Below are 11,385 nucleotides of genomic sequence, written 5' to 3'. Positions count from 1 at the left end.
GTTTTAGTACCTCACGCGGGCCAGCCCTTACTTCCACGGAAGTCATACTGACTTTCCGATATGTTCGACTAATGCTTCGCCGTCGCCGCCCATCTGCGGATTCAGTTCGAAGGGATGCACGACCAGTTCGACGTCGACGGCCTCGCCAAGGCGCGAGATCGCAAGTTGGAGCGAGGATAGACCGATCGCACACCACGAGCACGCTACGTCGGAGACAAAATCGATTCTGAGTGGTTGTTTCATTGCTTTCATGATGAAGATGATCTGTTGCGCGAATGGCTGGATACGAGGGCGACAGCCGCACACAGCGGTAGCCGGATTGCGAATGTTTGCAGGATCGTTGGTCCGATCACAGTGCATCCAAGGCCGGAAAACGCGGCACGACATAGGTGGCGAGCTCATCGAGCACCGCCTCTGCAGGCCGGCTTCCGAATTTCAAGTTGAGCAGTACGTGGTTCGCGCCTGCTCGCTCGAGCATCTCCAGATGCCGCATTAACCAGCTGCGGCCCAGACGGTGGCCGTTATGGATCGGTGTGGGCGATGCGTCCGGATCGGCGACCAGATCGATCTTGTAGGGCAAGGCAAACGGCTTGAACGTACCGGGCGCGACGGCATCGACTGTGTCGTGCCATTGCCGGATCAGCTCCACCTGGAAGTCCAAGGGTCGTAGATAGGTGATCCACCCGTCCGCCTTGCTCGCGATCCAATCGACCGATTGCTGGCTGTTACCGGTGACGATTAACGGCACCCGGGCCGAAATGGGCTTGGGCACGGGGTCGGCGCCGTACAGCGTGCCATAGCGACTTTCGAATTCCGGATACGTGTTGCCCCAAACGGCGTTCAGATATTCCACCTGCTCGCGGAACAAGGCACCGCGTTCTTCGCGGTCGACACCGAACGCCGGAAATTCCACCTGACGGTCTCCCGACGCGATGCCGAGCACAAGACGGCCGCCGGTAAGCTGATCGATACTGGCTGCCGCCTTGGCAGTGTGCAACGGATGACGCAGTGGCAGCACGATAGCGGCGGGAAACAGTGCGATGGACTCGGTCTGGCCGGCCACATATCCAAGCCACGTCCAGGGGTCGTAGATTTGACCCAGGTCGCCAAACGTCGGATCGCGCAGTGGCACGTCGCGTACGCCAAGCGCGGCAAACCCCACCTGCTCGGCCTTGCGAGCGAGCGGAATCTGATCACGCATGGTTGGCGCATCGCCGGGATATGACTCGATCGCGAACGTCAGGCCAAGTGTCAGGCGGCCGCGCGCGAACATACGCGAAAAGCCGGGATTGGCCTGAGGCGCGGCATGGGGCGACGGTATCAGCATGGCAACCTTGGCGAGGAGGTACGCTGGGCCGGGCGGCACAAACGCCAGGCGAATGCGCAAGAAATGTGCGGCAGGTAGTCGGCCGAGCGGCCGGTGTTGCTGCCACAAGTCGTCGTCACGGACGCGTGTTGCGGGTTAGTGTTCATGTGAATAACCAGATAATCTCGAGAGACACCATGACGTTTCGGTCGTGATCGGAATGCCTTGTATTCTGGACGACCTTTGACGCGAAATTATTGCGGTCACTGGCAATTCATTTGTTCCTGTGTGTCACATATGCGTCAGCGCCGTGCATGTGTTGCACGGCGTATGGACACTTGTTCGCGCATTGTCACCGACATTGCTTCCCCACGGCGTACACGGGGTGGGTGCAGAGATCAGCGTCAAGCCGATCCAATTCGTTGACTTGGTCAGGGCCGCGCCTGGCGTTGCCTTGGCAAGCAAATAGAAAGGTATCCTGAGGATTTTGCTTGACCATATTTGGTTGCCACCGCGTTATCGCGACAGCTCGTTCCGAAATCGACGCGCCCAGCATAGGGCGCGAGCCAAAGACTCGCCTTTTACGCCACGCGATATTCGCGGATGACGTCCGGATTCGGTTCAAGGCCCAGTCCAGGACGTTGAGGGACAGCGATCGCCCCGTCCTGTGGGACGATGGCGTCACTGTAGAGTTGTGCCTCGAGGTCCAGGCATCGCCATTCAACCAGGGCGCCTGCGCCGCCTAGCGCCGCGCTCGCATGCACGCTCGCGAGCAGCCCCGGGCCGTCATAAAAGGAATGGACCGCTACTTCAACATTGTTGGCATTTGCCATCGCAAATACCTTTTTCAATTCCGTGATGCCCCCCATTTTGGCGGGGCTCGGCTGAATGAAATCGACCGCCTTCGCCTCAAGCAGGTGCTGAAAATCCATGAGCGTCGATGCGTTCTCGCCCGCGGCGATCGGAATGCCTCCTTGACGGCGCACCTGCGCGAGCCCCAAATAGTTTTCCGGGGGCCAGACAGGTTCTTCGAGCCAACGGAGATTGAATTCCCGGAGCTTGTTCGTCATGTCGAGTCCTTCGCGCACGGACCATGCACAGTTGACGTCGACGGTGATCTCTATGTCATCACCGGCTGCTTCGCGAGCAGCACGGATGCAGTCGATATTGACTTCGTGCAGTTTGAGATGGCGAAAGCCATTCTTCAGCGCACGCTCAACCTGTTCTTTCACCAGCGCGGGGGCGGAATACCGAACCAGGCTGGCGTAGCATCGCAGCGACGTCGCGTCGGTGCCGCCAAGCAGCGCGTGCACTGGCTGGTTCGCCACCTTGCCCGCAATATCCCAAAGCGCGATATCGATCGCGGACAGTCCGAAGATAATGGCCCCGCTGCGCCCGAAGATATGAAACTGCTTCTGCAGGTCAAGCATCAACTTCTCTAGCAGTGCCGCGTCGCGACCCACCAGCGCGGGCGCCAGGATCGAATCGATCGCGGCCCTGGCAGCTGGAATGCCCGCGAAACCGAACGTCTCGCCCCAGCCCACTACCCCCGTATCGGTTACGACTTTGACAATCAGCGAATCAACCGTCGGCAGTCCCTTCCCGCCCCACGATCCGATTTCTAGCCGGCCCTCGCCGGCAAGGGGAATCCGCAGTTGAATCGACTCAACGCTGGCGATCTTCACGATGTTCGTGTCCTCATGTTATCGACCGACGGTCGCCCGCACCACGACGAGGCGGGGCGCCGCTCAGTCTGGTGTATTACGGCCTGGCCTTGCTCGTCCCGCCTGGGTCAGGCTTTTGCATGACCATTGACGTACGGCGACAGCGCATTGGTGATCATGGTGTTGACGGGCACCGGGACATCGACCTCCCGGGCCAGCGACACCACACCGCCACCGAGCCAGGGCAGTTCAAGGCGGTTGCCTTTTTCCAGGTCGTGGAACATCGAAGACGTCATCGTATAGGGAAGGTTGTCGACCAGTGCCATGCATTGGTCGGCATAGTCTTCTGGCAACGAAACACCCTGCGCGCGCCCCACCAGCACACCCTCCGCGATCACGGAGCGAAGCACTCTCCGGCTGCCTTCACTTTCGCGAATCGGCCCGATTGTCAGATGAGTGAGACAGGTCATGGAAGACAGTCCAACCAGGAAGACGTATTTCTCCCAGAGGACTCGCGCGATATCGTTGGACAGCGTCGCCTCGACGCCGGCGTCGGCGAAACTACGCACCAGTTCCTCCGTGCGCGCACGCTTCTGGCCGTCGTATTCACCGAGCTTGATACGCTGCAGGTCGCCAACTTGCTTGATCACGCCAGCGCGACCAATGGATGTGGCCACATAGCCCACGCCGCCGATGACGTTTTCCTCGCCAAACTCGCGCCGCAAGACGTAGTCCTTGATCACGCCGTTCTGCAACGAGAGCACCGCGGTGTTCGGGCCGGCGATCTTCTTCAGGTCGCGCGCAATATCCTTCAGGTCCCACATTTTGACAGCGATGATGATCAGGTCGGGTTGATCCAGCGACAGGATGTCATCGGTCGCCTTCACTTTCGCCGAGGCGTTATTGCCAAGGTCGTTTTCAATGTGGAGGCCTGTTTCCTGCATGGCCTTCAGGTGTGCGCCGCGCGCCACGAACGTCACATCGTGGCCGGCTTTCACCAGCTTCAGCCCATAAAACCCACCCACGCCACCTGAGCCAATCACTGCAATTTTCATTTCGTCGCCTCCAAATTGGGTAACCAATTAATCAATTGGTTCATTCTCATCGAACCAATTTGGAGTGTCAAACAAAAAATCGACTTGCTGGGCGGGACAGAGGTGGGGCGTACGGATCGCAGCCGATCACGTATGTAGCAAAGCCGAGGTGATGTATTGCAAATGCTCGCGTGCGGCACCGAATGCCGCCGCCGAGTCGCGGCTGCGTATCGCAGCCAGTATCTTGTCGTGCTCCTTGCGCGAGGCGACACGACGCTCGGCGGTCAGGAAGCGCTGGCGAATGCTGCCCCACTCTGCCTGCGCATCGGCCGTCATGAAGTCTTCGTACGCGCTGATCAACAACGGATTGTGCGTGGCCAGGGCAATCGCGCGGTGGAAGCCTTCGTCGGCCGCCTCGTAAGCGTCGAAGTTGTCCGCGCGGTGGTAGCGCCGCGCGCACTCGCCGAGCCGCTCCAGATCGAGCGTCGTGCAATTCATGGCCGCAAGGCTCGCGAGATTGGGCTCGAACGCGAAGCGGGCCTCGACGATCTGCTTCGGGCTGACGTCGAGAGCTTCCGCTTGCGCGCGAGTCGGGCCGGCTCGTTCGGCCGCCCCCCCGGCAGTCTGCTTGACGAGATAGGTGCCACTGCCGACCTTGCGCATGACGCGGCCCTCGATCTCCATGAGGGACAAGGCCTTGCGGATCACGTTGCGCGACACCCCCAACTGTTCCGCCAAGACGCGCTCGGTCGGCAGCTTCGCTCCGGCTGTGGCGCCGGTGTCCAGCAGATGGCTGCGCACCATTTCGACGTTTACATCATTCTTCACGTTGTGTGCACTCCAAAGCGTGGATTGATCGACAACTACCTCCGAGTCGATCGAGTCGGATCATGGGATATTTTATTGGGTAACCAATACTGGGGATAGCCCGAATTGGTTAATTTTTTGTTACCATTTGGTTCAATATGGTTTATAACTCTACCACCGTGACCTACATGGAGAAATGACGTGACTGCTGGTTCCTCGTCTGGCGTTCAGCCTGTTTTGCATATCTCAGCGATCCGCACCCGTTATGTAAAGGTGCCCATGCGCTTTCCGTTGGGCACCAGCGCGGCCAGAATGACAGCCGCACCATTGCTGTTGGTGGACCTTGAGACCAAGGAAGGGGTGGTGGGCCGTAGCTATCTCTTCTGCTACCGGGAGAGCGGAGCCAGGGCCATCGCGGAAGTCATGAAGGAAGCCGCGGGGTTGATCGACGGCATGCCGGTGGCGCCTGCCAGGATTGGCGAGCTGCTTGGACGGCGCTACGCTCTGCTTGGCGTGACGGGAGTGGTACGGATGGCGCTCGCCGCTATCGACATTGCGTCGTGGGATGCCCTGGCGGTGGCGGCCAATATGCCGCTCGCCGCGTTTTTGGGCGGAAGCCTCGACCCGATTCGTGCCTATAACAGCGACGGGCTGGGAATGATGTCGGCGAAGGAGGCTGCGCAAGAGGCCGTCAAGTTACTCGAACCCGGCTTCGATGCGGTGAAGCTGCGGCTCGGTCACCCAAACCCTGTTACCGATCTTGAGGTGACGAAGGCCGTGCGTGCGGCGGTCGGCGAGTCCGTCGAACTGATGGTGGACTATAACCAGGCGTTGACGGTGCCCGACGCGATCCGGCGCGGGCTCGACCTGCGGGATATGAACATCTATTGGCTCGAAGAACAGATTCGCCACAACGATCTGCAAGGGTACGCGGCGATCGCGAGCGAATTGACCACCCCGATCCAGCTCGGTGAAAACCTCGACGGCCCCGAGGCCGTATACGACGCCGTGGCGGCGAAGGCCACCGATTATCTGATGCTGGACGTGGCGCGCATCGGTGGGGTAAGCGGATGGCTGCGTGGCGCCGCCATTGCAGCCGCGCGCGGTGTGCCGGTGTCCTCGCATTTGTTCCCCGAAATCAGCGTGCATTTGCTTGCGGCAACACCCACGGCCCACTGGCTCGAATACACGAGTTGGGCCGATGCGATCCTTGAAGAGCCGTTGCAGGTTTCGAACGGATACCTCACGCCGCCGAACAAGCCGGGTCTGGGCCTTCAGTGGTCCAACGAAGGCATCGAGCGCTGTCGCGCGGACTGAAGGATGTACTTGTCTCCCGGCTGCGTGCAGTCGGGTTTTTTCCGACCCTGCAACACGTTGTTTTCAGCCCGGCTTGATAATCGCCCGACCGGGCCGGTGAATCCCGGCCCGGCATGTGCGGCTAGCCGTAGCAGCGTGCGCTGTAGTTGAGCGGATTCCTGGGTGAACCTCGTGATTCAATGATTTCTCTGTTTTTATCAGAACATTAGTTTGTAATCCTTATAAATAAATTTAACCGTTAATTTGATTCTACTCACCTCAATCCGCTCGATGCATCGATGAGGTGGCGTGGACGGTGCCTCGCGACGTCGATCTGTCCGCACTTGCGCATCCTGAGATGCCGCGCCGGTAAAGCATCCAGCGCGGCATCGAAATTGAAAATGAGTCACCGGAGATAACTATGCATGACGAGAACCCCTTAGCTTCGGCGTTGCGAAAGATCAATCGCCGCTACATTCCACTGCTCTTTGCGTGTTTCGTCATAGCGTGGCTCGATCGTGTCAACGTGGGTTTCGCTGCACTCACGATGAGCCGGGACCTTGGTCTGTCATCAACGGCCTTTGGGATTGGCGCGGGTATTTTCTTCGTGACTTACGTAATTCTCGAAGTACCCGCCAACGTCATGCTGGAACGTGTCGGCGCGCGGCGCTGGTTCGCGTTGCTCATGCTCGGCTGGGGACTTGCGTCAGGCGCGATGATATTCGTGCAGGGAGAGAAATCCCTCTACGTGGCGCGTTTGATTCTGGGGGCTGCCGAGGCGGGATTCGCTCCCGGGGTGTTTTATTATTTGTCTCTTTGGGTGCCGGCCGAAGCGCGCGGCCGCATGATTGCCGGCTTCCTGGTGGCAATGCCTGTCGCCAGTGTGATCGGTGCCCCGTTGTCCGGGTTGCTGATGCAACTGGACGGTCTTGGGGGCTTGCACGGGTGGCAATGGATGTTTCTCATCGAGACACTACCAGCCCTTGCGCTCACGCCTTTCGTTCTGCGCATACTCTGCGACCGTCCTGAGCAAGCCACGTGGTTGACCGACGCGGAGCGAGAGGCGTTGAGTCGCAGTCTGGTTACCGATACCGCGGTCGCTCCCTCGGGTCATGCTAGTGTGTTGAGTACCATGCGAAACCCGCTAGTGTTGGCCCTAGGCGTTGTCTATTTCGGTGTGGTCGGCCTTAACTACGAGTTGAGCTTCTTCTTGCCGCAAATCGTCCACCAGTTCGGCTTATCAATCGTCCAAACAGGGTTCGTGGCCGCGATTCCGTTTTTTGTAGCCGGCATCGGCATGACCTTGTGGGGGCGCAGATCGGACCGACTGGGCGAACGTCGCTTTCACCTGGTCATGCCGTTGGTACTGGCCGTGGCAGGACTGGCCGGCTCCACGGTCACGGATCTGCCCGTGCTTCGCCTGGTGCTGCTCTGCATTGCTGCCTTCGGGGTGTTTTCCGCGCTGCCGATTTTTTGGACACTACCGGCGGCCCTCTTTCCCATGAGTGCTGTGGCGGCGGGTATTGCAGTTGTAAATTCGGTAGGTAGCGTGTCGGGATTCGTCGACTCGTACGCCATCGGTGCAATCAAGGACGCGACCGGCTCCTTTGCAGGTGGAATGCAACTCGTTGCTGGCTTCGGCGCCATTGCAATCTGCATACTGGTTCTAATCACGCGCAATACCGCGTGGGCTGGGAAAGGAGATAAACAGACGAAGCGTGCCGCGCGGTCAGAGGTGGCGCCGGAAATTCCGACAGGTCGATAGATGGCCCGCACTAAATTTCCCATTTTTGATGTTCTGAATCGGATCCGTGAACGCCCTGCCGCTATATACCCGATCCGGAAGAACTCCTTGCACCACTCTTTTCGAACACTAAGCTTCGACATAGGCGGATTGATGCTGTCTTCTTAACCTGAATGGGAATGTTCATCCTGTGCAGCGATGAACTCCAAGGTCTAAACAGAAGAAAATTCCGCAAGCCAACGCGTATTATGACCCGTCAAATGCAGGTGTTCAACTGAGTAAAGACGCGTGCAAAGTGGCACGGGACATTTGCCCCAAAAATCTAAAACCAAAAGTGGAAGGAGACTCATATGAATATTAGGACTCGCAAGCTGTTTCCGATTAGCGCTGCACTCACTCTGTTTGCGACGCTGACTATGGCCGCGGCTGCCGACGAGACCATCAAAATTGCTCACGTCGCCCCGCTCACTGGGTCGATAGCTCACTTGGGTAAGGACAACGAAAACGGCGCACGCCTTGCGGTCGAAGAAATCAATGCCGGCGGACTGGTGATTGGTGGTCAGAAGGTGACGCTGGTGCTTGACGCCCAGGACGACGGTGCCGACCCGCGCACGGCCACGCAGGTCGCGCAGAAGCTCGTCGACGACAAGGTCGTTGCTGTGGTCGGCCATCTGAACTCCGGCACGTCAATCCCCGCTTCGAAGATCTACAGCGATGCGGGCATCGTGCAGATATCTCCATCGGCGACCAATCCCGCGTACACGCAGCAAGGGTTCAAGACGACCTACCGCGTGGTTGAGACCGACGCACATCAGGGCCCGGTGCTGGCACGCTACGCCGCGACGACCATGAAGCTCAAGAGCGTAGCAATCGTCGACGACGCGACTGCATACGGACAAGGCCTCGCTGATGAGTTTGAGAAGACCGCGAAATCGTCTGGAATGGTGGTGTTGTCCCGCGATGCGACCAACGACAAGGCCGTCGACTTCCGCTCTGTCCTGACGAAGATCAAGGGAGAAAACCCGGATGCGATCATGTATGGAGGTGTGGACGCAACGGGCGGACCGCTCGCGAAGCAGGCGAAGCAACTCGGCTTGCGTGCGAAGATTTTGGCCGGTGATGGCGTCTGTACAACCAAGCTGGCCGAGCTCGCCGGCGTCGCAACCGACAATGTGGTTTGCTCGGAAGCAGGCATGGCTCTCGAGAAGATGCCCGGCGGCAAGGCGTTCGAGGCGAAGTATGAGAAACGTTTCGGCCAGGCCATTCTGTACGATGCGGCATCCACGTACGACGCCGTCTACATCGTCGTTGACGCGATGAAACGTGCGAACTCGACCGACCCGTCCAAAATCCTGGCTCAAATGCCGACCACCGATTACCGTGGCGTAATCGGCGAAGTGACCTTCGATTCGCGCGGCGACCTCAAACACGGTGCGATCTCGTTGTATGAGTACAGGGGAGGCAAGAAGACTTTGCTCGATGTCGTGAAGATGTAGTGCAGGTAATGTCGGTGTCTGACGAGTACTTCAGTGAGGGCACGCGCACCACCCCGCGCGCGCCCTCACTGACTTCCGCCTGATCGTGCCTTTTTCACCGTCGTTATGAAAACTTCTATTCCGCGAAGTGGTCCATTGCGAATCCACGGTTTTCCGATGCAATAAATTCACCAACACGTAGTTCGTTGGCCTGTACTTATCAAACAAAGCGTCGCGCCGGCCACGCCTCTTATGTGCAGATTTCAATTATTGACCGGTGCTCAAATATTCGCGCGACTCTATCAACCAAGGAAAGGGGAATGCGAAGTAGGATAAGTTCATGCGGGTGTAAGTTGCCCATCTCGAGGCACAGCCATCGTTAGGCTTTCTACGCTCAGCGCGAACACATGTGCTCAGCAGGTATCCATGTCATCGATCGCATTGTCAGCGTGGAATCCACGCCAGGTCATTCTCTCGTGCCATCGCGGCGACGCAATTTTTTAACTATTCATAGAGGAAACAATGCCGTTAATTCGTATCGATATCCTTCAAGGAAGGACAGACGCTGAAATCGATTCCTTGCTCGATGCTACACATCGAGCAGTAGTCAAGGCTTTCGAAGTCCCCCAAACGGACCGCTACCAGGTCTTGACGGAGCACAAGCCCCGCCGGTTGATCGCAGAAGACACCGGGCTCGGAATCGTACGCACGGACAAACTGACTCTGGTATCTGTCACCACCCGCTCACGCTCCGACGAATCCAAGCGCAAATTCTATAGCGAGCTTACGGCCGAACTGGAGGCAAACTGCGGCGTGGGCGCTAATGACGTGATCGTTTCGATTACCAGCAACTCAGACTCGGACTGGAGCTTCGGGAACGGGGTCGCTCAGTATCTAAGCGGTGAACTTTGACAAGTACACGGACGAAATTCATCGGCCGCAACGCCATACGACTAGGGACCGATAGATCCACAGTCACTCAAACGTGCTGCGATAGGCAAACAACGAGGGGGTACCTCCACTCATGAGAAACAGAATTTTTTGTCCCGCACAGAATTTTCCATTTTCGACGTTCTGAATCAGACCCGCGAACGCCTTACCGCTATATACCGGGTCCAATAGAAGGCCTTCCTGGCTGGCCAAAAGACTAACTGCCCGGCGCATTGAATTAGTAGGTAACCCGTAGCCGCTCCCGAGCTGGTCATCATGAAGGACGACATCCTCGCCGGAAACCGTGAGACCGGAATCGATCAGGTCAAGCGTCTGCTGCACTTTTTCGTAGGTGGTGGCATAGGCTTTTTCGAGCGGCGCAAGAACCGTATACCCCACCACTTTCGTTGGCGACACACCAGCAGCGATCGCACCCGCTACAAGCCCCGCCTGCATGCCACCGCTGCCATTTGCAACAACCACATGGTCGAAGGCAATGCCGCTTTCCCTGGACTGGTCGAGAATCTCAAGTGCACAAGAGACATAACCCAGACAGCCGACCGGGCTTGATCCACCGAGCGGACACACATAAACTTTTCGTCCCTCGCGGCGCAGCGTTGCGGCGCGCTCTTCCGCAACCTGCAGTGCGCTAACGTTCCCTGGAACGTCATGAATGACCGCACCAAAGAGGCGGTCCAGCACCACGTTGCCGTTTTCGACGTAGTCATCGTCTTCGATCGGAACCAGCCTCGAGAGCACCAGTTCACATTTCATTCCAACGCGCGCGGCCGCCGCTGCCGTCAACCGGGCATGGTTTGATTGTCGGCCGCCGACCGTGATGATCGTGTCAGCGCCAGCCGCCTGCGCCTCGCCGATCAGAAACTCGAGTTTACGCAGCTTGTTGCCCCCGCCCCCGAGGCCATCAACGTCTTCCCGTTTGACATAGATTTCAGCACCGCCTAAGTGCCGGCTCAATCTAGGCAGCGCCAGAATCGGTGAAGGTCCGTCGCGCAATTGCGCTTTGGAAAACCGGGAAAGGTCTGGTACTCGGAATGTCATTTAATCACCTCACAAGTTGACTGATCGTTCGTCTGGACAGAGATTATCGACGTTGCTTGGCCTGAGTTCG

At 58.2% G+C, this 11,385-nt stretch carries 9 protein-coding genes and 1 pseudogene; 4 read left to right on the top strand and 6 right to left on the bottom strand.

Annotated elements, in window-relative coordinates; genetic code table 11:
• Positions 1 to 51: 51 nt before the first annotated feature.
• The 5 genes and pseudogenes from M0D69_RS20700 to M0D69_RS20680 form a co-directional block, all read right to left on the bottom strand.
• Positions 52 to 243 (bottom strand): annotated as a pseudogene (locus M0D69_RS20700) (DsbA family protein); the annotation flags it as partial.
• Positions 244 to 349: 106 nt separating this feature from the next.
• Positions 350 to 1,435, bottom strand: a complete 1,086-nt coding sequence (locus tag M0D69_RS20695) for an LLM class oxidoreductase (RefSeq protein ID WP_367619741.1) — start codon at positions 1,433 to 1,435, stop codon at positions 350 to 352.
• Positions 1,436 to 1,887: 452 nt separating this feature from the next.
• Positions 1,888 to 2,991 carry a mandelate racemase/muconate lactonizing enzyme family protein gene (locus tag M0D69_RS20690; protein WP_301783814.1) on the bottom strand — a complete coding sequence of 368 codons (1,104 nt, stop codon included), beginning with the start codon at positions 2,989 to 2,991 and terminating at the stop codon, positions 1,888 to 1,890.
• Positions 2,992 to 3,098: 107 nt separating this feature from the next.
• Positions 3,099 to 4,025, bottom strand: coding sequence for a ketopantoate reductase family protein (locus M0D69_RS20685; RefSeq protein ID WP_301783813.1), 927 nt, complete (start codon positions 4,023 to 4,025; stop codon positions 3,099 to 3,101).
• A gap of 126 nt (positions 4,026 to 4,151) precedes the next feature.
• Positions 4,152 to 4,832, bottom strand: coding sequence for a FadR/GntR family transcriptional regulator (locus tag M0D69_RS20680; protein WP_301783812.1), 681 nt, complete (start codon positions 4,830 to 4,832; stop codon positions 4,152 to 4,154).
• A 180-nt stretch (positions 4,833 to 5,012) separates the two neighbouring features.
• On the opposite strand from M0D69_RS20680, the gene M0D69_RS20675 reads away from it, so the two are divergent.
• From M0D69_RS20675 to M0D69_RS20660, 4 genes are all read left to right on the top strand, one after another.
• A complete protein-coding gene (locus tag M0D69_RS20675) occupies positions 5,013 to 6,128 on the top strand; it encodes an enolase C-terminal domain-like protein (protein WP_301783811.1) in 1,116 nt (371 codons plus the stop codon).
• A 400-nt stretch (positions 6,129 to 6,528) separates the two neighbouring features.
• A complete protein-coding gene (locus M0D69_RS20670; RefSeq protein WP_301783810.1) occupies positions 6,529 to 7,872 on the top strand; it encodes an MFS transporter in 1,344 nt (447 codons plus the stop codon).
• 329 nt (positions 7,873 to 8,201) lie between these two features.
• A complete protein-coding gene (locus M0D69_RS20665; RefSeq protein ID WP_301783809.1) occupies positions 8,202 to 9,347 on the top strand; it encodes a branched-chain amino acid ABC transporter substrate-binding protein in 1,146 nt (381 codons plus the stop codon).
• 501 nt (positions 9,348 to 9,848) lie between these two features.
• Complete coding sequence (locus M0D69_RS20660) at positions 9,849 to 10,238, top strand: tautomerase family protein (RefSeq protein WP_301783808.1); 390 nt, start codon at positions 9,849 to 9,851, stop codon at positions 10,236 to 10,238.
• A gap of 63 nt (positions 10,239 to 10,301) precedes the next feature.
• On the opposite strand, the gene M0D69_RS20655 is transcribed toward M0D69_RS20660, so the two are convergent.
• The gene (locus tag M0D69_RS20655; protein WP_301783807.1) at positions 10,302 to 11,315 is read right to left on the bottom strand and encodes a D-cysteine desulfhydrase family protein; all 1,014 of its coding nucleotides are present in this window, start codon (positions 11,313 to 11,315) and stop codon (positions 10,302 to 10,304) included.
• Positions 11,316 to 11,385: the final 70 nt, after the last annotated feature.

This window comes from Caballeronia sp. SEWSISQ10-4 2, from assembly GCF_030464885.1.
Classification (GTDB): domain Bacteria; phylum Pseudomonadota; class Gammaproteobacteria; order Burkholderiales; family Burkholderiaceae; genus Caballeronia.
The sequence above is the reverse complement of the archived record's forward strand: the minus strand, read 5'-3'. Positions and strand labels throughout refer to the sequence as shown.